We start from the raw sequence: 25,987 nt of genomic DNA, 5'->3' as shown, positions 1-25,987 counted from the left end.
AGTATGGCAGAAAATTAAGCAACTGTATGAGCACTAAAAAGCAAAAAAGCCTCAACTAAGTGAGGCTTTCTATAACAAACTCAATAAAACTAAAGCTTTAAATTGTGTTTGCCATGAGAAACTTTCGCTTGTAAATAACTTTCGTTACCTGACTTGACGTGAGCAGAGGTGTTTACTACTTCAGCTATCTTAATGCCATTGTCTTGCAGTTCTTTAATCTTCTTCGGGTTATTCGTTACGAGACGAATTTTGTCGACTTCTAACGCCTTTAACATCTGAGCTGCTTCTGTAAAATCACGCAGGTCATCACCAAACCCTAGATGGTTATTGGCTTCATACGTATTCATACCTTCGCTTTGCAAACGATAAGCATCAATTTTATTATAAAGACCAATGCCGCGTCCTTCTTGACGAAGATACAAAATAATTCCACCTTCATCGCCCATTTTTACAATGGTTTCTTCTAGCTGCTCACCACAATCACAACGTGACGAATGAAATACATCGCCAGTTAAGCACTCTGAGTGCATGCGAACTAATGGTGTATTTGTTTGCTTATCTGCCTGCTTGAATATAAGCGCGACATGCTCTTTTTCTGAATTTAAACCATGAAAAGAGAGAAGTTCCGCATCAATATTACTTTGGGAACCGACTTTAAGACCAACTCTGGCTCGAACTTCCGCCATATTACTACTCACTTAATGTTTGCTTTAGTACTAATGACAATAACGTGTCACACGCCTACTGAGAGTAACTATGGGGATTGTTAATAAGTTTTTCAATAGTTCATTTAAAATGAAACGTATCTGAATGAAAAGAGTATAACGAATGAGCCATATAGAAGCTAAACGACTGACCGAGCAGAAACTTAAATTGAAACGAATTAAACGAAGCCGTGATTTTTCAAGATGGCGTTTTAAGACTTAAATATAGAAAAGGTAAAGTATTAATGACTTTGGTTCTGCTGCCACAATGACAGTTCAACCCAAGCCGATTCTATAACTTTCAGCTCTTCTTCCGTCAGCATTGATAAGGTTGGGTCACATTGGCATACAGTGTCGGAATGCATAAAACCAAGCTTTACGTAAAAGTCCTTTTTCAACTGTAAAATTAGGTTTTCTACTGCGCTTCCTTGCATGCAAACACTCAATTAATAGTGATATCAATATATCGATGAAGAATACCACACAACGTTGAAGAGTCTTTTTTAACCACAAAATATGGAATAATAATCACACATAAACACTTGACGTTACAGTAAGTTAAAATAATTCGGCATCACTATCACTTATATCATCATCGCTAAATACGCCTTCATCTTTCAATCGTTGATAGCTACAGACTCTATTACGGCCATTATCTTTTGCGTAGTAAAGCGCTTTATCTGCATGATCTAAAATACTAGGAACAAAATCTGTCGATTGAATTGAGCAGATGCCACCGCTAAAAGTAACTTGGGATACTTGAGGGAAACGGTATTGTTCTATATGTTGACGAAAATCCTCCATTCTCTTTTCTGCGTCATCCAGTTTTGTTCGAGGAAACAGCACGACAAACTCCTCACCACCAAAGCGAAACAGTTGTTCTTCGTGATTAAAAAACTGCTGCATTTGTTGAGAGAAAATCAACAACACTTCATCGCCAATCAAATGCCCAAATGTGTCATTGATCGCCTTGAACTTATCAATATCCAATATTGCAACTCTTGGAGAGTATTCGTCGTCAAACTGCCCTTCGACAGAAGACTCAAAGCTTTGTGTTAGTTTTTGCTCCATCACTTTTCGGTTCATAAGCCCAGTCAGTTCGTCGCGTTCACTATCCCTTAAAACGATTAAGTAGTTTTTGTAAATATGGCTGAAGCCTTCGATAAGAAGCTGAAACTCATTTGGGCGCTGAGCCATGACCACAATAAAGCGAGCAGATGTGTGTTCATCAATACAGATAGGGAAAATACAATGAAAGAGACCAGTACCGGAATCTTTGATCATACTAGAACTCATATTATGGTCAAAGTCAGCAGAGATAGGCTTTTCTTCTGTCGGCAACCAGTGATACGAGGCTTGCCCATGGTTATTCTCTTCGCGAGTTATTGCAGCGATTAGATGAGAGGACTCACCAGAATAATGAACTAGGTGGACACTTTGAATCGGCACCATTTCGGCTAAAGTTGCGGTCACACAGTGCGCTAACGAAATAGAGTTCGTCTGCTCCGTGATCTCAACAACCATTTGAAGTATTTTCTGCTCTACACTCATCTTTCACCTTGTAAGTGGGTGATGCTCAGCTAAGTATAGGCATTTAATTTGAACTAAATCACAAAAAAGCAGCGATATTCGCTGCTTTTCATATTACTCTCGTTTAAAGGTCAGCTACGAATACCAAACTTAACCGTACCTTTTGAGTTAAACCACAGTGCTTCTTTGCGGCGACGCCCAAGCAATATTGGGCCATCATCGTAGAACAAGAAATTCTTCCAATGCTTTTTAAAAACAGACCATTTAGTTTCTAAAATATTATATTTTTCGTAGCAGAAATAGACCGTTACATCGTCTTGCCAGCCTAGCTTTTCAATCAACTCTTCAGGTAAGCCAAGTTCGTCATCTTCCCAGTTAGCCATCCAGTCAACTTCCGTCGTCCAGTTGCTCTCTTTACGCGGCCAATCTTGGCTGCTTAAACGATCGACATCAGGGCTCTGAGGGCTGATGTTCTCTTTCCACAGCTGTGAAGCTCTTGCGGCATCCATTGGTTTTATCAGTGCAAGATCCTCTTCAGGAACTGGCATTGATTGGTGTGTAAAGATCCATTTTCTTTGGTATTGATCCAAAGGCAAATACGACATTCAAATTCCTCGTTATTTTTTTAACCAGCCGTTATCAACAGCTAGATCTATCATTCGTTTTGCTTCATCCCACAGCGTCTGCGATCCAAGCGCAATCTTACTGTTGACGTTTAGCACTTGCTCTTGAGTGACGCCATGTTCTTGCCAACTTTGTCCATCATTATGAAAGTTAAGCAACATGGGGATTATACGATCAAGCGCTTTGGCAAACTTGGCATCTGCCGTTAAAGCGGATTCAAACTCAAGCCAAATTGTTTTTAGCTCATTACCTTGATCACTTGGCAGCATTGAGAACAAACGCTCAGCTGCCGCCAACTCTTTCTCTTCCTGCTCAAGTGAAGCCGCCATATCATAGACAAAGGTGTCGCCAGCATCTATTTCGACAATGTCGTGCAATAGCAACATTTTTACTACTCGTGAAATATCAACAGGCTCATTGGCATGCTCTTCCATTAATATCGCCATAAGCGCGACATGCCAACTGTGTTCTGCGCTATTTTCCAAACGCCCATCAGCACTTTTCACTCGTGTACGGCGTAAAACAGACTTGAGCTGATCGAGTTCTATAATAAGTGAAAGCTGTTTAACTAGCCGTTCGTTCACCGATTCACCGCCTTCCAATCGAAATTAATACAACTGGTCAAAATATGATCTTGCCACTGACCGTTAATAAGTAAGAACTGTTTAGCAAAACCTTCTTTTTCAAAACCATTATTCTTTAGTACCGCAGCACTTCGTTCATTACTTGGCATATAAGCCGCGTTAATTCGGTGCATTGACTGATAGGTAAACATGTAATTTACCGCAAGCTTGAGTGCACGGGACATGATCCCTTTACCTTGGGCATTTTCATCAAGAGAATAACCGACGGTGCAGGTATAGCAAGGAAATCTAGATAAATTACTGAATGAAACCGTACCAATCACTTTATCTTCATTGGGGTCAATGATGATCAAATAAAAGCCAAGCCCGAGCGAATGAAGTTCGTGAAGCTTTACAAGTTTCTGAGCCCAACCAGTATAGCTAAAGAAAGCCTCTTCCCGTTTAGGCTCCCATGCCTTCAGATGCGAGCGATTCCGGTTAAAGTAATCAGTAATTCTTTGAGCGTCGTCGATTTCTGCAGTGCGCAGCACGAAGCTATCATCAGCTTCATAGACACTACGGTGTGAGTTCGTTCTATTCATTCGCCTCTATCATTCATGAGCGGTTTATCGGTAATAGTCTTGCATCGATTTCATCTTTACTGATTTTTTCGAATCGAATAATCACGTAACTTATTAGCAATCGATGTATGAGAAACGTTTAGACGTTTTGCCAATTTTCGACTTGATGGGAACGACTGGTAAAGCCTTTCAAGTACCTGTGATTCATACTCTTTCATGATTTCATCAAGGGAGCCATCTAAGTTTACACTCGGAATGCCTGTCGATACCGCTTCTAATTGTGGTAAATGGAATAGTGACACATCAAGGCGGCCTTCTTGCCACTCGGTCAGTGCTCGCAGCACCATATTATCGAGTTGGCGCATATTGCCCGGCCATTGATAATTCGAAAGCCCATCAACCAGATCGTCTGCCATTTCAGGTTTCGCCATACCAAGTTGAGTCGCGTATTTTGCTGCGAACAACTCCAACAACGGTGCAATGTCATTAGTTCGCTCACGTAATGCAGGAATACGCAGAGTCAGTACATTAAGTCGATAAAACAGATCTTCTCTAAACGCGCCTGAGTCTGCAAGTTCTGCAAGGTTGTGTCTTGTCGATGCAATAACACGGACATCAACATGCACTTCATGCTCTTCGCCTACTCGTCTAAATGTGCCGTCTTGTAAAAACCTCAATAACTTTATTTGCAAGTGAGCACTCATCTCACCAATTTCATCGAGAAATACGGTACCGCCATTCGCCTGCTCAAAAATCCCTTTATGACCTTGTTCATGATTAAATGATCCCGGTGCGTGACCAAACAATTCGGTCTCAGCAACGTCATCAGGCATTGATGCACAGCTTAAAATCAAGAATGAAGAAGCGGCTCTATTAGAACGATTGTGGCAAGCACGTGCCAACATCTCTTTGCCTGTTCCGGTTTCGCCTTCAATCAGTAAGGGTTGATCAAGCATTGATAGTTTCTTGGCTTGGCTGATTAAGGCTTTATGACGATTGGATACCCCAACAAAGTACTCGAAACCCAAGTTGTTATTAAGAGGTAGGTTATCATCAAACTGAAGCTTGTTACTGCCAGAACGAATGATCATTACTGCGCTGGCTAAGGTTGATTCGTTTGACTCACCCGTAATATAAACCGGCATGATTTCCATTGCGTAATCAAGCCCGTCAATGACGAGATTTTCACGTTGACGGATAATACTGCCTTCAAACCAATGAGAAAAATCAAAGCTTGGTAATAAAGAAGAAACTTGCTGACCGATAATATCTGAATCGGCTTGTTTAAATAGATCGACCGCCGCATGGTTAGCTAAATCGATATGACCTTTAAGATCAATCGCTAGTACAGGATCTGGAAGGTTATTAAGTAGAGATATTAGCTCTGTATTGTGCCGTTCAATTGGCATGAATTGGATTTTTCGAACGTCTTTCACCCCAGAAATTCGACGTATCTCAGTCATCAACTCACTGAAAGTGTCAAAATCAATATCGGGACAATTGAGGTAAATAATACCACTGACATCAATTTCGATGCCGCGTAGGTCAATATTCTTTGAGGCTAATATATCAAGCAACTCTCGAGTTAGACCTAATCTATCTTCACAAAATACTTCTAGACGCACTAAGAAATCCTAATTGAACGGTGTCAGAAAAAGTTGACACTAGTTTCGCTCATGCCCTGTAATGCGTCAAGAATTCTAACTTGAATAAGACGATGCTTACGACTATTTGCTTGAAATAGCAGCGACTTTGGAGACGATCTGCTTGCGAATCGTCGACAAGGTTAATGCATTCTCTTTTTGCCAAGCCATAGGCCTTAACAGTGCAATGGCCTTAATTCCAATCCTTGCAGATAGAATTCCAACGCCAATCCCCTGCCCTGCTCTAGCGGACAGTTTCCCCGCGACATCCATCGAGAGCAAATCCATACTGGCGTCTATCGCAAGTTCACTGGCTCCCGCCGCTGCCATATTGACTAACACGAGTTTGAACAGTGATACTCGTGACCAATAACCAAGTTCGACGCCATACAAGGTGGCTAATGAGTCGATCATCTTTAAATTTCGCCACGCTACAAGTGCCATATCCGCCAACGCAAGTGGGCTAACAGCAACCAAAATGGCGGATTCGGTCGCATGCTTTGTCACTATTTGAGCGGCTTTCTCATCAAATTGGCGTACAACGAGCGACTCATAAAGCTCAATAACTTCAGCATCACTGTGTGAATCGGTAATGCTATTTTTCCACCGATCAAAACTTGGGTTCTCATCGGTTAATCCGCTTTGTTTCGCTATATCGATACAAAAGGAACGAGCTTTTCCGACGCCTCCTTGTTTGATTAACGCTTCACTTTGCTCTTGTGCGGTAAAATGATGACGGAGCTTTCTTAGTTTCCAGAGTTCTTTACCGATTGCGCCAACGCCTAAGGCGGAAATAGTTGCGATGAGCCCTGACCAACCGAGAGAGAGCCAATCGGAGGTTGTAATGGCCGTCAAAATTGAATCAATCGCTTGCCAACCCAGTAAACCACTAAAAACGGTAAATAATGCTGCGAACAGCCTCTTGCTACCTTTCTTTGGGCGAATTAATAGATCTAACTCGACTTCGGGACTCTCTTCAATGGCGACACTTGGAACAAACATTTCAGCTTGCTGCGTATCTAATATTTGTTGAGCGTTTAACTCGCGTTCTTCACCAACACTCGCATTTGTATAACCACTGCTCTCGCGAGTATCCATACTCGACTTATCTAGCGACTGTGTAAAAACATGCTTTGTCTTTAAATCGGTCATTTAAGCTTGTCTCCAATAATATATTCCAGAGCCTTATCCATTCGAATATGCTCACTCGGACCGTATTCTGGCTTTTGTTTTGGCGCGAAAGAGTTGAACTCAAAACCTGTTTCACTCCAATACTCAGCGCGAGGTAATTTACTCGGTACGTCTCCAGGGAAAACCGTCAGCGCATCGCCTTGTAAAGTATGACCTTGAATCGCGGCCATAGTACTATCACCGGAGTTGATAAAACCCGCGGTGGTTGCCTGTATTGAGGCCATAGCAATGCAATTCATATCTATGTTTTCAAAAGCAGCATTTTTCCATGCGGGGTGTACCAGTTGCTGTAACAATGACACCAAATTAGGGTGTTGTTCAGGAGTGACGTGATCAGCTTTAGTGGCCGCAAATAGAATCTTGTCAATTTTGGGAGAGAAAAGGCGTTTAAGGATACCGCTGCGACCGTATCGGAAGCTGTGCATAATTTGCTCTAAAGCCGTACTCATATCATTGAATGATTCATGACTGGCGTTTAACGGCGACAAGCAATCAACCAGAACCACTTGTCGATCGAACGTCGAGAAATATTGCTTATAAAAAGCTTTCACCACTTTTTGTTGATACTGCTGATATCGCTTAGACAGCATCTCAAGATTAGTGTTTTTTTCAGGTTTACTGCCTGACTTAATTCGGCAAGGAAAAAACTGTAATACGGGCGCTCCCGAAAGATCGCCAGGCAGAACAAAACGCCCAGGCTGAACCCAATGAAGGCCCGCCTCTTTACAGCTATGCAAATACTCTGTGTAAGCCAAAGAAATTGACTCTAACGTCTTCTCATCCGCTTCCGCGTTGAGATCTAACGCTTCCAGTTGTTTTAACCAGTTTTCAGCCAGAACTTTTCTTTGTCCTTTAAGCGCGTCAAATTGGCTCTCCGACCATTGGTGAAAATCCATATCAAGCAGAGGAAGGTCGAGCAACCACTCACCGGGGTAATCTATAATGTCGAGATAAAGTGTAGAGGTAGAGCTCAGGATTTTTTTATGTCGTTTTTCTGGCTTGTACTTAATCGCCAAGCGAATTTCACTAACATCACGTGTTGGTATCGGCCACTGAGGCGGTGTTGAACCTAGCTGTTCAATCGCTTCGTCATAGGCGAATCTAGGGACCATCATATTATGTTGAGGAACACGCTTTGCACCAATAATCCGCTTGCCTCTTGCCGCTTTTAGCAGCGGCAAATTGTCATGAGTAGAAGTGTGCAAAAGCTGATTGACCATAGAGGTAATGAAAGCGGTTTTCCCAGCACGGGATAACCCCGTGACCGCGATGCGAACATGAGAGTCGGTACTTCGATAAAGAAAGTCGTTCACTTCTTGTTTCAGTCTTTTCATTAATGCTCTCTTACTAAACCTGTGAGACTAATCTAATTGAGTTAATCTTAATCTTAGATGAACAAAAAAGCCCCTGATTAATATCAAGGGCTTAGAGATTGGAGAAGTCCGATAATCTTTAGTCGTCTTCTATCAACTTGTAGATAACAAACAGAGCAAGCTCTAGCATCACAAACAAAACACAAGTGATGGTGACGTACTTAACATCAAAAATGCTAATACCGTGCAAAATCAAGTCATAACCAAGGAAACTACCAACTACAATCGCAATGGCAATTTGTAAAATCTGAATAAATCGAGGCACTCTACTCTCCTGAAATCGTGTTTGTAAGTTAAGTTTATATCTAGATCAGAGTTATAGACTATAACCATAATGCAAATTTAACTGTTTGATATTTTTTACTTTAAGAAAGTATAACGAGACTCAAAGTGGCTTTCGCCAATGCAATGTTAGATTTAAGCGGTTGCCATCAACATTTTTAAAGAGTCTCATCATTAAGAATCAAATCTATTATGAATTTGCTTCTGCAATCTTAACTTTCCAAGTATCTGGACCAATTTGGTGAGCATTAGCACCCGTTGAGTCTACCGCCACTGTCACAGGCATATCTTCAACTTCAAATTCGTAAATCGCTTCCATACCCAAATCTTCAAACGCGACAACACGTGATTTCTTAATCGCTTTCGACACTAGGTAAGCTGCGCCACCAACAGCCATTAAGTAAACAGCCTTATGCTTCTTAATTGACTCAACCGTTGCAGGACCACGCTCGGCTTTACCAATCATGCCCATAATGCCAACATCTTCTAGCATCATGTCTGTGAACTTATCCATACGTGTTGCTGTTGTCGGGCCTGCAGGTCCTACAACTTCATCACCTACTGCATCAACAGGGCCAACGTAGTAAATAAACTTACCTTTAAGGTCTAACCCTTCAGGCAGACCTTCACCATTTTCAATCATGCCTTGTAGACGTTTATGCATCGCATCACGGCCGGTTAAAATCTTACCCGAAAGCAGAACCGTTTCACCCGTTTTCCACGATTGAACGTCTTCCTGTGTAACTTCATCTAGGTTGACTCGACGCGTGTTTTCGCCTGCTTCCCAAGTAATATCAGGCCAATCTTCAAGTTTAGGCGGTGTTAATTCCGCAGGACCACTGCCATCAAGCGTGAAGTGTACGTGACGAGTAGCCGCACAGTTAGGGATCATGGTCACTGGTTTTGACGCCGCATGCGTTGGCGCAGTCATAATTTTCACATCAACCACGGTTGTTAAACCGCCAAGGCCTTGCGCACCAATACCTAATTTGTTCACTCGATTGAAGATATCTAGACGAAGTTCTTCTTCAGCATTCTCAGGGCCGCGATCGATCAATTCTTGAATGTCGATATGCCCCATCAATGATTCCTTCGCCAGTACCGCTGATTTTTCAGCCGTACCGCCAATGCCTATGCCTAACATGCCTGGTGGACACCAACCCGCGCCCATCGTTGGTAGTGTTTTTTCTACCCACTCTGCAATGTCATCTGACGGGTTTAGCATCACCATCTTAGTTTTGTTTTCAGAACCGCCGCCCTTGGCTGCAATTTGAATATCAACTTTATCACCCGGCACCATATTAATGTGCACAACCGCTGGCGTATTATCTTTGGTATTAATTCGCTTGCCTGCAGGGTCTTTTAGAATAGAAGCTCGCAGTGGGTTATCTGGGTTGTTATACGCTTGACGAACCCCTTCATCGATCATCTGCTGAACCGTTAGGTCTGTTTCCCATTTAACATCCATTCCGATGTTAACAAAACAGGTCACAATGCCCGTATCTTGACAAAGTGGGCGGTGCCCTTCCGCAGACATTCTAGAATTTATTAGGATTTGAGCAATTGCGTCTTTGGCGGCTTTACTCTCTTCACGCTGGTAAGCAGCATCAAGCGCTTGAATAAAATCGAGCGGGTGATAGAAAGAGATATATTGGAGTGCATCAGCAACGCTACTGATGACATCTTGCTTACGAATGGCTGTCATTGCTTTCCTCATTATAGTTATGCTTCCTTTATCACTACCTTTAATCATAGAAAGAGTCGAGAGCTATAGAAAGCACCGTATGGCAGCCTTTAACAACTTCTATCGACATTACAATCAAGTAGCGACTTTTTATTTGGTTTTTATGATACTCTTGCTTTCCTTTAGGCGCTATGAAGTGATCGTTTTCTTCGTCACAATTTATACAAATGAACACTTCCCCCGCATGAACCCTATCTGCATGAACACTTAATCGTATGAAAATTAAAGAGCAAGAGTCTGTCCAAACGACATCTATTGACTACCAACCGGACTTAGCCAATCAGCTATTCGCACCTATCCAGCATCAACCTTGGGCTATGCTTTTGCGCTCAGCCTCCGAAGAGCACATTGATAGTCGCTTTGATATTTTAGTTGCGAATCCAATAGTGACATTAACCACTCGGCAGTTAGCGACTCATGTGACAAGCCCTAACGGCAATTTTGATAGCCATAGTGACCCATTTGAACTGCTTGCTAGCCTCCAGAATCAGTACCTTCCAGACGAAGAGCATTGTACTGAGCTTCCTTTTATAGGAGGAGCTGTAGGCTACTTTTCCTATGATTTGGGGCGTCGAGTCGAAGCCTTACCAAATTTAGCAGAAGATGACATTGGCTTACCGGAGATGGCGGTCGGTCTTTATGAGTGGGCATTGATGATTGATCATCATAAACGCTCTGCGTATATCGTTGGCCTTCATGTGGATGCTCACTGGCAATGGCTACAGTCACAAGCCAAGTCAAGCGACCAAAACCAACATGTTCCATTTCAGTTGAGTTCTCCTTGGGCTTCAAATATGACTAAGCAGAGCTACTCCACCAAGTTTGACAAAGTACAGCAGTACCTTCTTTCTGGTGACTGCTATCAAATTAACTTGGCGCAACGCTTTCATGCCAATTATATAGGCAGCGAATGGCAAGCATACCTGAAGCTTGAGTCTCATAATCTTGCGCCTTTCTCTGCTTTCATTCGAACCGACGAGAGCGCAATTTTAAGCGTCTCACCTGAGCGTTTTTTGCAAATAAAAGACCGCTTCATTGAAACCAAACCTATCAAAGGTACAAGACCGCGATCTGACGATAAAAAAATTGATGATGCCAACGCTCATGAACTGGCTTGCGCTGAAAAAGATCAAGCTGAAAACTTGATGATTGTTGATTTGCTTCGTAATGATATTGGCCGAGTAGCGAAGCCTGGTAGCGTTCATGTGCCAAAGCTGTTTGATATAGAAAGCTTCCCAGCTGTGCACCACCTTGTCAGTACGATTAGAGCAAAACTTGATGACAACTACAGTAATGCTGACTTACTTAAGGCATGTTTTCCGGGCGGCTCCATTACAGGTGCTCCGAAAGTGAGAGCGATGGAGATCATTGAAGAGCTCGAACCTCACAGACGAAGTGCTTACTGTGGCAGCATCGGTTATATCAGTCGTGATGGAACGATGGATACCAGCATTACCATTCGTACCCTTGTAGCAAAAGATTCTAATATTTATGCGTGGGCTGGTGGCGGCGTCGTCGCAGACAGTGAGTGTGATTCAGAGTATCAAGAGACACTCGATAAACTAAGCCGAATTCTACCAGTGTTAGAGAGTTAATTTAAATCAGGCTTGATCCACTTAGTCATTATTTTATATAAACATGAAGCGGTATACGGTTTGGTTAATACATCATTCATACCGCTGTTAATACACTTCTCACGCTCTTCCGCTGTAACAGCCGCCGTTAGCGCTATGATGGGTTTATCAAAGCCACGTTGTCTTAGAACTTTAGTGGCTTCTAGACCATCCATTTCTGGCATTCGATAGTCCATAAAGACAATGTCATATTGATGACTGTCGCTGCCTTCCAACGTCTCTATCGCTGATATCGCTTCTATTCCATTATTACTAATATCTGGCACTAGATTAAATTTCTTCAGTATCTGGCTGATTATAATCTGATTCATCCGAATATCTTCAGCAACCAGTACCGATAAAGAGGCAAAGGCTTCGGTATTCATATCGGAATCTTGTAACGGTGGTGAAGGATACTTCATGTATTTCCTCTACATAATTGACGAAGGGAGAAACCTAACAGAATATAATAATGCGACAACCAAGTTTTCTTAATTCTCACACTTATTAATTTAGCATGTCGTTGAGCTAAAGCACGTCGTAACCATCAAAAATTTGCATAAAAGTCCTGTAAAAATAATCACTTTGCTTATTATGAACTATTCTTAAATGAGTAAAGCAACACTTACGATATAAGATCACCTATTACTTATGTCCGTTTTGGCTTTTAAAGAATATGCGTTCATTAACTCACCTTCATCAATCAATACTTGAGGTCATTTACGTTGTTTGAACTTAATAAAAGCAATTTAATTCAAAAATTTCAGTTTCAACAGCCTGTCAGTTATCACGCAGAATCAATGAAACGCGTCTCCCACTTAACAAATCGCCCTCTTAGAAAAGCTTCCGTATTAGTTGGATTTATCGAAAGACCTCATGGACTATCGGTTGTGCTAACACGGCGGGCAAAACACTTAAGACACCATCCAGGGCAAATTAGCTTCCCAGGTGGTAAGTATGAAGAGAGCGACCCCTCACTATTATTCACCGCAATTAGAGAAACACATGAAGAAGTCGGTATCGACCCTAGTCACATCCAAGTTTTTGGTCAGATGCCAGAACTGATTACCGTTAGCCACTTCTCTGTAACCCCTGTCCTTGCTTTTATTAACCCAAACTACTCTATGTCGATTGACCCAAATGAAGTCGATGAAGCTTTTGAGATTCCGGTTAGTTTTATGCTCGATAAACGTCAGCTTTATAGCCACTTATTTACCATTAATCAGCATGATCACCGTGTTTTTGGTCTGCCATACAAAAATCATTTCATCTGGGGAATGACCGCACAAATTATTCAAGCAATGCAGCAACATATCATGACCATCAATTAAAAAACTTAATAGTTTCAATGACACTACAGTTCATTAACTATTAGATAAAGTAACACTCAAAACTCCGCAACCGTTTGCCCCGGCACCTTACGCTACAAAGCGCACACAAAACAGCCAACGAACACAATCATTAGAAAAAGTAATCCAAAACAACAATCCAGATAATGCGTAGCACGTAAATTACGTGACCCAGAACATGTTTTTATTGATGGTTTTATAATCTAGGCAAATACATGATCTAGATCTAATATTTGTGCAACAAATCTATGCACAATGCGCTCAACTTATTTCCTGTTCCCAAAATGAGTACTATTAATGAACACACAAACTTCTACAGCTTCGGCTACGCAAACTTCTTCTAAGTGGACTTATAAAGATTTCACTTGGTGTCTATCACTTTTCGGTACTGCTGTTGGTGCTGGTGTACTATTCCTTCCAATCCGTGCTGGTGCGGGCGGTTTCTGGACTCTAGCTATTCTTGCAATGATCGCGTTCCCAATGACTTGGTTCGCACACAAATCTTTGGCTCGTTTCGTTCTTTCTGCTAAAAATCCTAACGCAGATATCAGTGAAACAGTTGAAGAACACTTCGGTAAAACTGGCGCAAACCTTATTACGTTCGCATACTTCTTCGCTATTTACCCTATTGTTCTTATCTACGGCGTTGGTATCACTAACACTGTTGACTCTTTTCTTGTAAACCAAGTAGGCATGGAATCAATTCCTCGCTGGTTACTGTCTGGTTCATTGATTGCAATGATGACGGCAGGTATCTTGTTTGGTAAAGAGCTAATGCTGAAAATAACGTCTGCACTGGTTTACCCACTTGTAGCTATTCTTCTAGCTCTATCGTTCTACCTTATCCCTGAGTGGAACACATCAATGATTGCAGTTAGCCCAGACTGGAGCGCAATGCCAGTTCTGATTTGGTTAGCACTTCCAATGATTGTATTCTCATTCAACCATAGCCCAATCATCAGCCAATTCGCTAAACAACAACGTTTAGAGCACGGTGAGAACGCAGTTAAGAAAACTGACGCTATCACTGGCGGCGCGGCAATGATGCTGATGGGCTTTGTAATGTTCTTCGTATTCTCTGTAGTACTATCTCTATCTCCAGAGCAACTATCTGAAGCACAAGCACAAAACATCAGTGTTCTGTCTTACCTAGCTAACATTCATGAATCACCGTTTATCTCTATCCTAGGCCCTGTTGTTGCGTTTGCTGCAATCTGTTCAAGCTACTTCGGTCACTTCCTAGGTGCTCAAGAAGGCCTAATGGGTCTAGCTAAGTCACGTACTAATGCTTCAGAATCTAAAATTGAAAAAGGCTCACTAGCTTTCATCGTACTAACTACTTGGGCTGTTGCTATCATCAACCCAGATATCCTAGGTATGATTGAAGACCTTGGTGCTCCAATGATCGCGGCTATCTTGTTCCTACTTCCTATCTTTGCAATGAACAAAGTACCAGCGATGGCTAAGTACAAAACTTCTAAGCCAGTTCAAATCTTCACTGCAATTTGTGGCCTTGCTGCTGTAACTTCTGCAATTAACGGTATATTCTAAGCCGAATCTAATCTAGGTTAGACATAATAACTAAAATAAGGCTCCATTTTAGGGGCCTTTTCTAATGAGGTTTCAAATATGATCAGTGTATTCGACATCTATAAAATCGGTGTTGGTCCATCGAGCTCACACACAGTTGGACCAATGAAAGCGGGTAAAGAGTTTATTGATGATTTACGCTCAATGGGAAAATTGCGCGATATCACTAAAATCACCGTGGACGTATATGGATCATTATCACTGACAGGGAAAGGTCACCACACAGATATCGCTATCATCATGGGTCTCGCTGGCAACACGCCAGAAAAAGTTGATATCGATTCTATTCCAGGCTTCATCGCTCGCGTAGAGGAGACGGAACGTCTTCCAGTTGGTATGCACTGTCATACTGTCTCTTTTCCAAAAGATGGCGGCATGAACTTCCACACTTCTAATCTATCTCTTCACGAAAACGGCATGCAAATTCATGCTTGGATTGGCGAAGAAGTTGCTTACTCAAAAACTTACTACTCTATCGGTGGCGGATTCATCGTCGACGAAGAGAACTTTGGTAAAGAAGACGAAAACCCAATTAAAGCCCCTTACGAATTTACATCAGCTGAAGAGCTAGTTAACCAATGTAAAGAGAGCGGTTTATCTATTAGTACGCTTGTGATTGAGAATGAAAAATCACTACGTTCAGACGAAGAGTCTCGTACGTACTATGCAAAAATTTGGAAAACCATGCGTGAATGTATGGACCGCGGTATGAATACTGAAGGTATTCTTCCTGGACCACTACGTGTACCTCGCCGCGCTTCTGCACTTCGCCAACAACTGCTGACTTCAGAGAAAACCTCTAATGACCCAATGGCGGTTGTTGACTGGGTAAACATGTTTGCATTTGCTGTCAATGAAGAGAATGCAGCGGGTGGGCGTGTTGTGACGGCTCCAACGAACGGTGCTTGTGGCATTATCCCTGCTGTTCTGGCTTACTACGATAAGTTCATTCAAACCGTTACGGAAAAAGACTACATTCGTTATTTTGCAGCTTCCGGCGCAATTGGTGGCCTATACAAACGCAACGCTTCTATCTCTGGCGCTGAAGTTGGCTGCCAAGGTGAAGTTGGTGTTGCTTGTTCTATGGCTGCTGCTGGTCTTGCTGAGCTAATGGGTGGAAGCCCAGAGCAAGTTTGTATGGCGGCAGAAATTGGAATGGAGCATAACTTAGGGCTGACTTGTGACCCAGTTGCAGGACAAGTTCAAGTTCCATGTATCGAGCGTAATGGTATTGCTGCGGTTAAAGCTATCAACTCTACTCGTATGGCTCTACGTCGTTCATCTGACCCTCGTGTTTCTCTAGATAAAGTTATCGAAACAATGCTAGAAACAGGCAAAGACATGAACGCAAAATACCGTGAAACCTCTCAAGGTGGACTGGCTATTAAGGTTGTTTGCTAAGCAAGCCGTTGCCATATAACTCTTACTGAGTAAGAACCACTAGAATAATGAAGCCTGAGCAACTGCTCGGGCTTTTTGTTTTCTGCGTATTTTAAGTAATACAAAAGCACTCCCCCTTTCGACTATATCCGACACATTTCCTTATATTTTTAATCATGACGACAAAATCCTTTTGTTAGACAGAGCCCCAAATTTATCCGTTAATACGCTCCAATTCGCACCCGAAATAAAAATTGAAATCCGCGAGAAATTTGGCGTAATTTTCATGGAAGAGAATCACGAATTAATAAGTTAATAACGATGCTTGTGCATCAGAATATGAGACAAAAGCCGTGACCGGTAAATCTAAACTAGACAACATCCGCGCTGACTACAACGTGCAGTATTGGAGCCAAGACTTCTTTGGCATTAATGATGATGGAGAGATCGTTGTCTCGCCGAGAAGTGATAAGCAACATGCAACACCGCTGACTACAATCGCAAAAAAACTGGAGAAAAAAGGGTTAACCCTGCCCGCTTTGCTGCGTTTTCCTCAAATTATTCATCAGCGCGTGCACAATATTTGTGATGCCTTTAATCAAGCAATAGAAGAGTACCAATACGACAATCAGTACTTATTGGTTTACCCAATTAAAGTGAATCAGCAAAAAGAGGTCGTTGATCAAATACTCGCTAGCCAAGCGCAATTAGAGACAAAACAATTAGGACTTGAAGCGGGAAGTAAGCCGGAATTACTAGCCGTACTCGCACTAGCCCAACAAGCAAGCTCTGTGATTGTCTGCAACGGCTATAAAGATCGCGAATATATTCGTCTTGCGCTTATTGGAGAAAAGCTAGGTCATAAGGTCTTTATTGTTTTAGAAAAACTGTCTGAGCTCGATATTGTTCTGCGTGAAGCTAAGGCACTAGGCGTAAAACCTCGTATGGGTTTACGTATTCGCCTTGCTTCTCAAGGCGCAGGGAAATGGCAAGCAAGTGGTGGTGAGAAATCAAAATTCGGTTTGTCTGCTTCACAAGTGCTTAGTGTCATCGACCGCTTAAAGAATGAAGACCAATTAGAAACAATGCAGCTGGTGCACTTTCACTTAGGCTCTCAGATGGCCAACATTCGTGATGTTCGCAGCGGAGTGAATGAAGCCGCGCGTTTTTATTGTGAACTGCGCAAGCTAGGTACGCCATTAGATTACTTCGATATTGGCGGCGGCTTGGCGGTGGATTATGACGGCACGAGAAGTCAGTCATCTAACTCAATGAACTATGGCTTAGCTGAATACGCGCGAAATGTGGTAAATACCGTTGGAGATGTATGTAATGAGTATTGGCAGCCAAACCCAGTCATTATTTCTGAGTCGGGCCGTTCATTAACCGCGCATCACGCAGTACTTATAACCAATGTTATAGGAACAGAGAGCTACGCCGTTGAGCATATAGATGCGCCAGAACTTGACGCACCAGTTCTACTGCAAAACCTGTGGTGTAACTGGCAAAACCTAACTAAAGGCAGCGATGACCGTGCACTGATAGAAATTTACAACGATACACAAAGTGATTTAGGCGAAGCGCATGCGTCATTCTCAACCGGTGTTATTAACCTAGAGCAACGCGCATGGACAGAGCAGTTATCACTGCGTATTTACGCTGAATTACGGAAATTGATGAGTAATAAAAATCGCTTCCACAGACCGATTTTAGACGAATTAAACAGTCGTTTAGCCGATAAGTTCTTTGTCAATTTCTCATTGTTTCAATCATTGCCCGACGCTTGGGGGATTGATCAAGTCTTCCCTGTGTTACCTCTTTCTGGATTACAGGAAGTTGACGATAAGCGAGCGGTAATTCTTGACATCACCTGTGATTCTGATGGCGTAATTGACCACTATGTTGAAGGCCAAGGCATTGAAAAGACACTTGCAGTACCTGCTTGGGATAAAGATAAACCCTACTTGATGGGTTTTTTCTTAGTGGGTGCCTACCAAGAGATCTTAGGCGATATGCACAATTTGTTTGGCGATACACACAGCGCAGTCGTCACAATAGATGAGCACGGCGAAACCACCTTTGAGTCAATCGATGAAGGCGATTCTGTCGAAGATATGATGCGTTATGTCCATATTGATGTTGACGACATTCGAAGCAACTATCGTCAACTCGTCGAGCGTTATGTGACGAAGAATGAGCAAGGACTTGTCTTACAAGAGTTAGAGCAAGGCTTGACGGGGTACACCTATTTGGAGGATTTTTAAATGAATGACCTGTTTACGAAAACAGACAACTCACTGTATTCAAATGCAATGACGTTTCTGCGTCGTCCGTTGGTTAATAACCCTGCTAACAGTGAAGCCGACGTCGTGGTTCTGGGTGTGCCACTAGATTTGGCAACGTCTGGTAGACCTGGAGCTAGAATGGGGCCCGATGCCATTCGTCGAGCATCAGTGAATCTTGCTTGGGAGGGAAAAAAGTTCCCATGGGCCTTTAACATTTTTGATGATCATAATGTTATCGACAGTGGCGACCTTGTCTTTGATTGTGGTGATGCAGAAGACTTTAGTCGCCGCCTAGAATCAGCAACGAGCGAGATACTAAATAGCGGGAAAACAATGTTGGCTCTGGGTGGCGATCATTACATTACACTGCCAATACTAAGGGCTCATGCTAAACATTATGGGGAAATGGCGCTGATTCATTTTGACGCCCACACCGATACCTACGCGAGTGGCAGCCGATATGATCATGGAACCATGTTCTATCATGCGCCAAAAGAAGGTTTAATTTCGCCAGAGCATTCTGTACAGGTAGGAATTCGCACCGAGTATAACGATGATGAGCATGCCTTTAATGTGATAAACGCAATGCAAGCCAACGATATGAGTGCAGAAGAGATAGCGGCTGACATTCGAAACATTATCGGGAATAAACCAGTCTACATCACTTTTGATATTGACTGCCTTGACCCTGCGTTTGCTCCGGGAACAGGAACACCCGTATGCGGCGGGATAACAACGGACAAGGCGTTAAGAATTCTTCGTGCACTTGCTGGTATCAACGTTGTTGGCATGGATGTGGTTGAGGTCTCTCCGGCTTACGATCAAAGCGAGGTCACGGCACTTGCGGGAGCCACTATTGCACTGGAACTTCTCTATGTTTGGGCTTCACGGTCGAATCAATCGCTAATGGTTAATAGTTAACATATAGTGCCCTTATCTAGGGCACTTTTTCTAAGTTAACCATTAGTCGTATTTAGTCATACCGTTAGTTTCTAGTTTCACACTCCATTTTCTTCTATACTCAGCTACTACCTTTGTAAACCTCAGAAATTAAAGGAAATCCAATGACTAGTCGCGTATATGTTTTAGCTCAGTTTAAGCCAAAAGAAGGGAAAGAAGCGGAGCTGTTTGAAGTACTGAAAGCTCTAGAGCCTGACGCTTATCGTGAGCAGGGCTGTATTCAATACATGCTTACCCGCCAAATTGATCATCCAAGTGCCTCTAGAAACGAATATCCGATCGTATTCAATGAAGTTTGGGAAGATGCCGAGTCTTGGTCTGCACACGGTCGCAGAAAGCAAATACAACACTTTTTTGAAACTCAAGTAAAAGCGGAAACTGGTTTTGTCGAAGATGCTGTCGTTACTGCATATACAGACGAAGGTCAGGATTTCGACGCACCTATCTACGAGTAATAAGTAGTTGCTACAGTAAAAATTACCAACTCTAACCAAGCCCGTGGCGTAATGTCCATGGGCAATTTAATCTAGAGATAAGATTAAAAGGCATCCAAATGAAACCCGTCGATATAGGAAAAGCGTATAACCATATCACCCATCTTTGGGAACGCAATGAGTTCAATATGAATAATGGTATTGAGCAACACAACAAAGCGATTGGTTATACAAAAAATCGTGGAAATGCTCTCGATATTGGCTGTGGTTGCACAGGTCGCTTCATCAATTTATTGCTAAGCAAAGGGTTTACGCCATCAGGTATGGATATCTCATCAGAGATGTTGAAAATAGCTAGGAAAAGCCACCCTAACATCAATTTTATCCAAGCTGATATATGCGAGTTCCCTCTTCAAGAGAAATACGATTTTATCACCGCATGGGACAGTATTTGGCATATCCCTTTAGAGCAGCAACATCACGTTATTTCAAAGATCATTGCGAGCCTAAATAGTGGTGGCATATTTATATTTTCATTTGGTGGCGTTAACGAAGAAGGCTCTCATACCGATGACTTTATGGGCCCGGAAGTCTACTACTCATCGCTTGGTACACATGGTTTTCTAAAGTTATTTATGGATCTAGGATGTATAATTAAACACCTAGAATTTGATCAATACCCAGAAGTACACACTTATCTCATTGTAGAAAAGACCTAGAGTAGATGAACTCATGAACTATTTTGAATCCCCGTTTTCTGGAACCTCTCTACAAGAGCAGATTACAAATCCCAACATTATTGTCGGCCGACATAGCTACTACTCTGGTTACTATCACGGGCATAGTTTTGATGAATGTGCTCGTTATTTAATGCCGGACCGAACTGATGTCGATAAGTTGATCATCGGCAGTTTCTGCTCAATCGGTTCAGGGGCAGTCTTCATGATGGCTGGTAATCAAGGCCACAGAAATGATTGGGCGAGTACGTTTCCATTTTTCTATCAAGACAATGAGAACTTTATCGGTGCCGAAGATGGCTTTGCACGAGCTGGAAATACCGTTATAGGAAATGATGTTTGGATTGGTTCAGAAGCCATGATTATGTCTGGTATCACTATTGGCGATGGAGCAATCATCGCTAGTCGAGCTGTTGTAACGAAAGACGTTGCTCCATATGAAGTCGTTGGTTCAAACCCTGCAAAGCATATCAAATACCGTTTCTCGAGTGAGCAGATTGCAATGTTAGTAGAGATGGAATGGTGGAATTGGGCTGACAGTGAGCTAAAAGGAGCAATGAAACTATTATGTTCTGCCGATATTGAAGGTCTATATCAGTACTGGCTCACTACTATACGAACTGAATAGGCTATTTAAGTCTAAAAAGAGGAAACTTTTGATATCAGATCAGAGCGGTCATGAACTGTTAATAACCGCTCATTTGATGGGCTATTTTAGATCATTTGCGAGCTCAATAAGAACACACCAAACAGTAACGTAATAACCAACATATTACGCCCACCCTCAGCGGTATAGCGTTCAGCGTTCGTCCCACGTTTTCTCAACTTGTATACCAGTAACAACGGTACAAATACGGCAAGAAATACCAAGATAATCCCAGCATAGCTAAGTATGGATAGGAACTGTTCAGCAGCCAATAACGCTCCAATTAAGGGAGCAATAAAGGTGATCAAGTACGTCACGAATCTATTCTTTTGAAACGTGTCCGTATTTTGATGAAATAATGCCATTGCTACACCAAAGAAAGACGTCAGCAAAGCAAGCCCTGTAAAGACAGATAAAATACCGCTAATCCAAGGTGAATGAGATTCGAAAGCACGCATTAAATCAGAGACATGATGAAAACGATCTAATTGATCAAGTTGAAGATTACCTACTACGGCAAATAGCCAGCACAGGTAGCAGACCAATGGGATTACAGAACCCAGAATCACCATATTTCTCAGCTGTTTATCAGTTGCTTCATGGTTATAAGCAACGAGGCTTGGAATAACCACCATAAAGCCAAAACTTGTAAACAGTATCGCACTTGTTTTTATCAGCTCTACGTGATCGTTATTACTTACCTGAAATAAGTTATCAAACGATAGATTCGGAGCCAACAAAATTAATGACAAAGCTAGGCTTCCGAGCATCACGAGGAAAAAGCCTCGGTTAAGCCTGTCAATCAACTGTGTCCCACCAGCAACAACAGCGCCTGCTATAACAGTAAATGCGATTTGGCTTTGTGTCGGGCTCAATGTTATTCCAACGCTAGATAACATCTGACCGACAAAGTCAGCCCCACCTAATATATAAGCCATAAGAAGACAGATGAGCAGTGCGTATAAAAGCCCATTGGAGACTATTTGACCACTTTTACCTAAAACCATACGAGCGATAGAGTTTAAACCAAGGCCGTCGCCTGTTTTTATGGTTGCTTCAAGTAATAACAGTGCAGCATAAGTGGTCCCTGCACAGATAAACAACATCAACATCGAACCATACAGTAGACCAAACTGAGCCAAGACCATAGGGATTGCAAGCATTCCAGCACCAAGAGCGGTACCAGAGATAATTAGGGAGCTACCTAATAATTTAGTATTCATATTTTCAAGCACTTATATTTAATTCGTAATTTTTAGTTTGCCTAATAGGCGAAAGATTTGACTGTAGGAATCAATAACAATAACGAGCTTGAATAAAGAGAAAACGCAGAGGCGAGGTATAGCGATAAAGGCGAGCGAATAGAGTATTTTGAATAGAAGAGTAAAGCTGAGTTAGATGTGTATTTAAAGCGTGTGGTGAACCTTCAGTTGGTTCAATGATCGGGGTAGTAATCTTGAATTTCATTTATTTAACCAATAAGTGACATCCGTTGTTTGTTATGACTAGCAATCCTTACGCTAATCCACCTCTGTATAGAGATGGATTTATCTTATCGATTAATATTAGTATTGCAATCCCTAACTCATCTTTAACGACAATGCCCTAGCGTGACTACTCTTGGACTTTTGACTTTAACTCGGTCCCTGCATCGCGAAGCAGGTTTATTGGAGAAAGAACCACACCCTTCACTGCACCTTGCGTTGCTTCTGCGGCAATTTGCTGCGTCTTATCAATAATCACATCCGCTTTCGCTAGCATCGGAGGAATATCGTTACGCAAATTTGTCGATTCCGTGATTACACTGGGTATAACCGAAGTTCGATACGCTTTACTTTCAACGAGTACCGGCGGAATGACATCAACACGGTAATTCTCTAGCTCTTTCACCGTCGTTGGAATAACACCAACTCGATACTGCTTCATTTCAGCTAAAGCTGCCGGAATGGTGCTTTCACGATACGCTGCAATTTCAGACACAATGGTTGGGATTTTTTTATCAATAGAATCAACGGTACTGTTGACCTCGACCATCGTCTGATTCACATCATTCACTGTGGCCAATACTTGTGGAACCATAGCTTCGACATGATCAGCGAACAGAAGCCACTCCTTTATTTCCAGTTGCTCAGTCATACCGCTAATGTCTGAAATCATTTGCGGATATTTATCTACGACCTCCCCTACTTTCGCCGTAAAGGCATAGATGCTGTACCCCAAATAAAAAATAGAAATCGCTAAGGTGCACTGAACGACTACTGAAATGCGTGCCATCATAAAATCCACTCTCCTTGTTCGATCAAATGACCTAACTCATACTAACCTGTTTTTTAGGCATAAAAAAAGCGAAGTTCAACTTCGCTTCTCACAATCAACTCTCTATATGGCTATTATTCGCCGACATAGATACAACCTGCCGTACAGGTTTCTTTAATCTCGACTTTACTCAATAAAGGCAAACTTGGCTTCAGCTCTTGCCAGATCCATTTAGCAAGTACTTCACTTGTCGGGTTCTCTAACCCTTTAATGTCATTTAAGTAATAGTGATCAAGGCGATCATAGATTGGTTTAAAGGCTGCTTTAATTTCTGAAAAATCGATGACCCAACCAGTATGAGGGTCCACTTCACCTTCAACAAACAGACGAACTAAGAAAGAGTGTCCATGAAGGCGACCACACTTATGTCCTTCTGGAACATGTGGAAGATGGTGTGCGGCTTCAAACATAAACTCTTTATACAATTCGGCTTTCATTTTCTATCTCAAGGTTTTTAAGGACGCGCAATAGTAAGGAATATCCTGCATTGTGACAAGTTTAGTTGATAGAAATAATATCTTCTCAACTAATCAAGAAAGCACTTACTTAAAGGATGATGAAAATACCGAAGTACGAAACGAAAGTATAAAGACAGAACCACACCAAACACAACAAGCCAGCAATAAAGTGTTCACATCACAGATACAAAGCAACAACCTGCCAGACATCACACTAACGAGGTATATCGTATATTACCCTTATAATAAACAAGGTATATTAGCGGCGTCAGTCTCATAACAATAAAAAAATCATGAAATTAACCGTCAGCTTCAAACTACTTGTCACCCTAATTTCCGTTTCAGCTCTAGTATTATCAGTATCAACTGGCTACCAATACGTACAGCAGCGGAACCTCATTAATTCAGTCCTAAGCGAACAATTACACGATAAAGCCAGTAATTACTTCGATAGCCTCAACATGATGATGATCACTGGTACCATGGCTCAAAAAGAGACACTGCGCGACAAAGCACTGGCTCAAGATGGTATTGAGAATGTCAAAGTTCTACGTGCAGACGCTGTAAGCAAGATCTATGGTGAAGGCCACTCCAATCAGAAACCAAGCGATGATATTGATCGAAGAGCCCTCGCCGGCGAAACCGTCATAGAACCTTTTGAGGGCAGTTGGGGCAAAGGCATTGTGGTTGCCCTTCCGATGAAATCGAGTGAAAACTATAGAGGTACTAATTGTGTCTCTTGTCACTTAGCCGCTGAGGGCGAAGTGCTGGGTGCAATTCGTTTAGAGTACAACCTCAGCAGTGTCAATAAGATGATTAATAACCAAACTATCTTTGCACTCGGCATTACCGCTCTCATTTCTTTTGTTGGGTTTATTCTCACGCTCGTTGTCATCAGAAAAATCATAGTTCGCCCTATTCTGCGTACTTCACAGTTCATGCAATCGGTGAGCCAAACGAAAGATCTCTCACAACGAATGAACACAACGAGCCAAGATGAGATTGGACACCTATCTAACGCTATCGACTCATTTATGTGTACCGTAAGTGATAGCCTTGGAAAGGTGCAAGACACCTCTCATCATCTGGCAGACTCTGCTTCTACGCTAATTGATGTCGCTAAAATCACTGATCATGCCGCGAATAATCAGCAACAAGAAACATCCGATGTACAAGCCAACATAGAACAGATGCAAGTCCAGCAAAATCAGGTCGAGCAGGCCACTATTAATGCATCTGGCTTAATAAAGCATACAACAGCCATTGCCCAAGAGAGTGCGGCGCAAGCACATCAAGCTAGCCAAGGCGTAAAAGACCTTGTCGGTGATATCGAGTGCGTGAAAGACAATATCTTGCAACTTAATAATCAAACTAATGAGGTTTCGAGTATTCTAGCGGTGATTAAAGGTATTGCCGATCAAACTAACCTTCTCGCGTTAAATGCCGCTATTGAAGCCGCTCGTGCAGGAGAACAAGGTCGTGGTTTTGCCGTCGTTGCCGATGAAGTGAGACAGCTAGCAAGTCGCACATCCGACGCGACAGGGAGCATAGAAAGTATCATTGCTCAGCTACAAACAAACAGTGAAAGCTCATTACACTCCGTTGATAATGTTTGCAGTCAGGCCCATCAACGCTCAACTGTTATTGAAGCCCTTTCCGCAGCAATGACAGATGTTGTCTCGGAAATGGAGCAGGCACTTAATCACGCGAACAATATTCAACAACAGAGCCAAGTCACTACTCAGATAAACCAAGAGATACAAAGTAAAATTGAAGTCATCACTCGACACTCAGATGACACGTCAAGCTCAGCGACTCAAACTAGAGAAATCAGTGTAAATCTTGAGCAATTATCAGAGCGCTTAGAGGCATTGTTAAATCAGTTTACCCTTTCGGTAAAGAAATCTTCATGATTGGAGGAATATTCGCCAGATAGAGGGCAATAAAGGTTGAAGCTAACGATATGACAGGTAATATGTCCTAT

At 42.2% G+C, this 25,987-nt stretch carries 25 protein-coding genes and 1 pseudogene; 10 read left to right on the top strand and 16 right to left on the bottom strand.

All coding sequences use genetic code 11. From position 1 onward, the window contains the following. Positions 1-89: 89 nt before the first annotated feature. The 11 genes from L4D20_RS11250 to L4D20_RS11200 form a co-directional block, all read right to left on the bottom strand. Positions 90-686: a GTP cyclohydrolase II gene (locus L4D20_RS11250; RefSeq protein ID WP_428801660.1), complete on the bottom strand. Its 597-nt coding sequence runs from the start codon at positions 684-686 to the stop codon at positions 90-92. Between the two features lie 260 nt (positions 687-946). Then, positions 947-1,138, bottom strand: a complete 192-nt coding sequence (locus L4D20_RS11245) for a hypothetical protein (RefSeq protein ID WP_428801659.1) — start codon at positions 1,136-1,138, stop codon at positions 947-949. A gap of 124 nt (positions 1,139-1,262) precedes the next feature. Further along, positions 1,263-2,255, bottom strand: coding sequence for a GGDEF domain-containing protein (locus L4D20_RS11240; protein ID WP_428801658.1), 993 nt, complete (start codon positions 2,253-2,255; stop codon positions 1,263-1,265). 110 nt (positions 2,256-2,365) lie between these two features. Further along, a complete protein-coding gene (locus tag L4D20_RS11235) occupies positions 2,366-2,839 on the bottom strand; it encodes a DUF2947 domain-containing protein (RefSeq protein ID WP_428801657.1) in 474 nt (157 codons plus the stop codon). Between the two features lie 12 nt (positions 2,840-2,851). Beyond that, positions 2,852-3,442, bottom strand: a complete 591-nt coding sequence (locus L4D20_RS11230; protein WP_428801656.1) for an HD domain-containing protein — start codon at positions 3,440-3,442, stop codon at positions 2,852-2,854. Continuing rightward, the gene (rimJ, locus tag L4D20_RS11225) at positions 3,439-4,023 is read right to left on the bottom strand and encodes a ribosomal protein S5-alanine N-acetyltransferase (protein WP_428801655.1); all 585 of its coding nucleotides are present in this window, start codon (positions 4,021-4,023) and stop codon (positions 3,439-3,441) included. Before rimJ ends, L4D20_RS11230 begins: the two co-directional genes overlap by 4 nt. A 56-nt stretch (positions 4,024-4,079) precedes the next feature. Further along, positions 4,080-5,627 (bottom strand): transcriptional regulator TyrR, encoded by a 1,548-nt coding sequence (gene tyrR / locus L4D20_RS11220; RefSeq protein WP_428801654.1) that lies wholly within the window; start codon positions 5,625-5,627, stop codon positions 4,080-4,082. A gap of 102 nt (positions 5,628-5,729) precedes the next feature. After that, positions 5,730-6,797, bottom strand: coding sequence for a YcjF family protein (locus L4D20_RS11215; RefSeq protein WP_428801653.1), 1,068 nt, complete (start codon positions 6,795-6,797; stop codon positions 5,730-5,732). Continuing rightward, a complete protein-coding gene (locus L4D20_RS11210; protein WP_428801652.1) occupies positions 6,794-8,170 on the bottom strand; it encodes a YcjX family GTP-binding protein in 1,377 nt (458 codons plus the stop codon). Before L4D20_RS11210 ends, L4D20_RS11215 begins: the two co-directional genes overlap by 4 nt. Positions 8,171-8,288: 118 nt before the next feature. Continuing rightward, complete coding sequence (locus tag L4D20_RS11205) at positions 8,289-8,474, bottom strand: hypothetical protein (RefSeq protein ID WP_102404892.1); 186 nt, start codon at positions 8,472-8,474, stop codon at positions 8,289-8,291. Between the two features lie 207 nt (positions 8,475-8,681). Continuing rightward, entirely contained in the window at positions 8,682-10,196 is a 1,515-nt protein-coding gene (locus L4D20_RS11200) for a fumarate hydratase (protein ID WP_428801651.1), read from the bottom strand. Positions 10,197-10,450: 254 nt separating this feature from the next. On the opposite strand from L4D20_RS11200, the gene pabB reads away from it, so the two are divergent. Next, on the top strand, positions 10,451-11,830 hold the full coding sequence (gene pabB / locus L4D20_RS11195) for an aminodeoxychorismate synthase component I (RefSeq protein ID WP_428801650.1): 1,380 nt from the start codon (positions 10,451-10,453) through the stop codon (positions 11,828-11,830). Here pabB and L4D20_RS11190 read toward each other — a convergent pair. Further along, a pseudogene (locus tag L4D20_RS11190) lies at positions 11,827-12,216 on the bottom strand (response regulator); the annotation flags it as partial. The gene pabB and the pseudogene L4D20_RS11190 sit on opposite strands and share 4 nt — an antisense overlap. A 357-nt stretch (positions 12,217-12,573) precedes the next feature. Here L4D20_RS11190 and L4D20_RS11185 point away from each other — a divergent pair. From L4D20_RS11185 to catB, 8 genes are all read left to right on the top strand, one after another. Continuing rightward, positions 12,574-13,179: a CoA pyrophosphatase gene (locus L4D20_RS11185; RefSeq protein WP_428801649.1), complete on the top strand. Its 606-nt coding sequence runs from the start codon at positions 12,574-12,576 to the stop codon at positions 13,177-13,179. 315 nt (positions 13,180-13,494) lie between these two features. Next, positions 13,495-14,748: an aromatic amino acid transport family protein gene (locus L4D20_RS11180; protein ID WP_428801648.1), complete on the top strand. Its 1,254-nt coding sequence runs from the start codon at positions 13,495-13,497 to the stop codon at positions 14,746-14,748. A 78-nt stretch (positions 14,749-14,826) separates the two neighbouring features. Beyond that, complete coding sequence (locus tag L4D20_RS11175; protein ID WP_428801647.1) at positions 14,827-16,188, top strand: L-serine ammonia-lyase; 1,362 nt, start codon at positions 14,827-14,829, stop codon at positions 16,186-16,188. 332 nt (positions 16,189-16,520) lie between these two features. Beyond that, positions 16,521-18,431, top strand: a complete 1,911-nt coding sequence (speA, locus tag L4D20_RS11170) for an arginine decarboxylase (RefSeq protein WP_428801646.1) — start codon at positions 16,521-16,523, stop codon at positions 18,429-18,431. Beyond that, a complete protein-coding gene (gene speB / locus L4D20_RS11165) occupies positions 18,432-19,373 on the top strand; it encodes an agmatinase (RefSeq protein ID WP_428801645.1) in 942 nt (313 codons plus the stop codon). 143 nt (positions 19,374-19,516) lie between these two features. Further along, positions 19,517-19,867: a putative quinol monooxygenase gene (locus L4D20_RS11160; protein ID WP_428801644.1), complete on the top strand. Its 351-nt coding sequence runs from the start codon at positions 19,517-19,519 to the stop codon at positions 19,865-19,867. Positions 19,868-19,965: 98 nt separating this feature from the next. Further along, positions 19,966-20,565 (top strand): class I SAM-dependent methyltransferase, encoded by a 600-nt coding sequence (locus L4D20_RS11155; RefSeq protein WP_428801643.1) that lies wholly within the window; start codon positions 19,966-19,968, stop codon positions 20,563-20,565. 13 nt (positions 20,566-20,578) lie between these two features. Then, positions 20,579-21,211, top strand: a complete 633-nt coding sequence (gene catB / locus L4D20_RS11150; protein WP_428801642.1) for a type B chloramphenicol O-acetyltransferase — start codon at positions 20,579-20,581, stop codon at positions 21,209-21,211. 86 nt (positions 21,212-21,297) lie between these two features. Here catB and L4D20_RS11145 read toward each other — a convergent pair whose 3' ends face one another. From L4D20_RS11145 to queD, 4 genes are all read right to left on the bottom strand, one after another. Next, on the bottom strand, positions 21,298-22,452 hold the full coding sequence (locus L4D20_RS11145; protein WP_428801641.1) for an amino acid permease: 1,155 nt from the start codon (positions 22,450-22,452) through the stop codon (positions 21,298-21,300). A 70-nt stretch (positions 22,453-22,522) separates the two neighbouring features. Further along, entirely contained in the window at positions 22,523-22,696 is a 174-nt protein-coding gene (locus tag L4D20_RS11140) for a hypothetical protein (protein WP_428801640.1), read from the bottom strand. A 147-nt stretch (positions 22,697-22,843) separates the two neighbouring features. After that, on the bottom strand, positions 22,844-23,506 hold the full coding sequence (locus tag L4D20_RS11135; RefSeq protein ID WP_428801639.1) for a hypothetical protein: 663 nt from the start codon (positions 23,504-23,506) through the stop codon (positions 22,844-22,846). A gap of 113 nt (positions 23,507-23,619) precedes the next feature. Beyond that, the gene (gene queD / locus L4D20_RS11130; protein ID WP_428801638.1) at positions 23,620-23,982 is read right to left on the bottom strand and encodes a 6-carboxytetrahydropterin synthase QueD; all 363 of its coding nucleotides are present in this window, start codon (positions 23,980-23,982) and stop codon (positions 23,620-23,622) included. 314 nt (positions 23,983-24,296) lie between these two features. Here queD and L4D20_RS11125 point away from each other — a divergent pair, with 314 nt between their 5' ends. Beyond that, a complete protein-coding gene (locus L4D20_RS11125; RefSeq protein WP_428801637.1) occupies positions 24,297-25,916 on the top strand; it encodes a methyl-accepting chemotaxis protein in 1,620 nt (539 codons plus the stop codon). Positions 25,917-25,987: the final 71 nt, after the last annotated feature.

The organism is Vibrio kyushuensis (genome assembly GCF_050337325.1).
GTDB lineage: Bacteria > Pseudomonadota > Gammaproteobacteria > Enterobacterales > Vibrionaceae > Vibrio > Vibrio kyushuensis.
The sequence above is the reverse complement of the archived record's forward strand: the minus strand, read 5'-3'. Positions and strand labels throughout refer to the sequence as shown.

Bases quoted from the DNA above. Each gene is read 5' to 3' on its own strand.
- L4D20_RS11250 (WP_428801660.1), bottom strand. From the start codon at position 686: ATGGCGGAAGTTCGAGCCAGAGTTGGTCTTAAAGTCGGTTCCCAAAGT.
- L4D20_RS11245 (WP_428801659.1), bottom strand. From the start codon at position 1,138: ATGCAAGGAAGCGCAGTAGAAAACCTAATTTTACAGTTGAAAAAGGAC.
- L4D20_RS11240 (WP_428801658.1), bottom strand. From the start codon at position 2,255: ATGAGTGTAGAGCAGAAAATACTTCAAATGGTTGTTGAGATCACGGAG.
- L4D20_RS11235 (WP_428801657.1), bottom strand. From the start codon at position 2,839: ATGTCGTATTTGCCTTTGGATCAATACCAAAGAAAATGGATCTTTACA.
- rimJ (WP_428801655.1), bottom strand. From the start codon at position 4,023: ATGAATAGAACGAACTCACACCGTAGTGTCTATGAAGCTGATGATAGC.
- L4D20_RS11215 (WP_428801653.1), bottom strand. From the start codon at position 6,797: ATGACCGATTTAAAGACAAAGCATGTTTTTACACAGTCGCTAGATAAG.
- L4D20_RS11210 (WP_428801652.1), bottom strand. From the start codon at position 8,170: ATGAAAAGACTGAAACAAGAAGTGAACGACTTTCTTTATCGAAGTACC.
- L4D20_RS11200 (WP_428801651.1), bottom strand. From the start codon at position 10,196: ATGACAGCCATTCGTAAGCAAGATGTCATCAGTAGCGTTGCTGATGCA.
- pabB (WP_428801650.1), top strand. From the start codon at position 10,451: ATGAAAATTAAAGAGCAAGAGTCTGTCCAAACGACATCTATTGACTAC.
- L4D20_RS11180 (WP_428801648.1), top strand. From the start codon at position 13,495: ATGAACACACAAACTTCTACAGCTTCGGCTACGCAAACTTCTTCTAAG.
- L4D20_RS11175 (WP_428801647.1), top strand. From the start codon at position 14,827: ATGATCAGTGTATTCGACATCTATAAAATCGGTGTTGGTCCATCGAGC.
- speB (WP_428801645.1), top strand. From the start codon at position 18,432: ATGAATGACCTGTTTACGAAAACAGACAACTCACTGTATTCAAATGCA.
- L4D20_RS11160 (WP_428801644.1), top strand. From the start codon at position 19,517: ATGACTAGTCGCGTATATGTTTTAGCTCAGTTTAAGCCAAAAGAAGGG.
- L4D20_RS11155 (WP_428801643.1), top strand. From the start codon at position 19,966: ATGAAACCCGTCGATATAGGAAAAGCGTATAACCATATCACCCATCTT.
- catB (WP_428801642.1), top strand. From the start codon at position 20,579: ATGAACTATTTTGAATCCCCGTTTTCTGGAACCTCTCTACAAGAGCAG.
- L4D20_RS11145 (WP_428801641.1), bottom strand. From the start codon at position 22,452: ATGAATACTAAATTATTAGGTAGCTCCCTAATTATCTCTGGTACCGCT.
- L4D20_RS11140 (WP_428801640.1), bottom strand. From the start codon at position 22,696: ATGAAATTCAAGATTACTACCCCGATCATTGAACCAACTGAAGGTTCA.
- L4D20_RS11135 (WP_428801639.1), bottom strand. From the start codon at position 23,506: ATGATGGCACGCATTTCAGTAGTCGTTCAGTGCACCTTAGCGATTTCT.
- queD (WP_428801638.1), bottom strand. From the start codon at position 23,982: ATGAAAGCCGAATTGTATAAAGAGTTTATGTTTGAAGCCGCACACCAT.
- L4D20_RS11125 (WP_428801637.1), top strand. From the start codon at position 24,297: ATGAAATTAACCGTCAGCTTCAAACTACTTGTCACCCTAATTTCCGTT.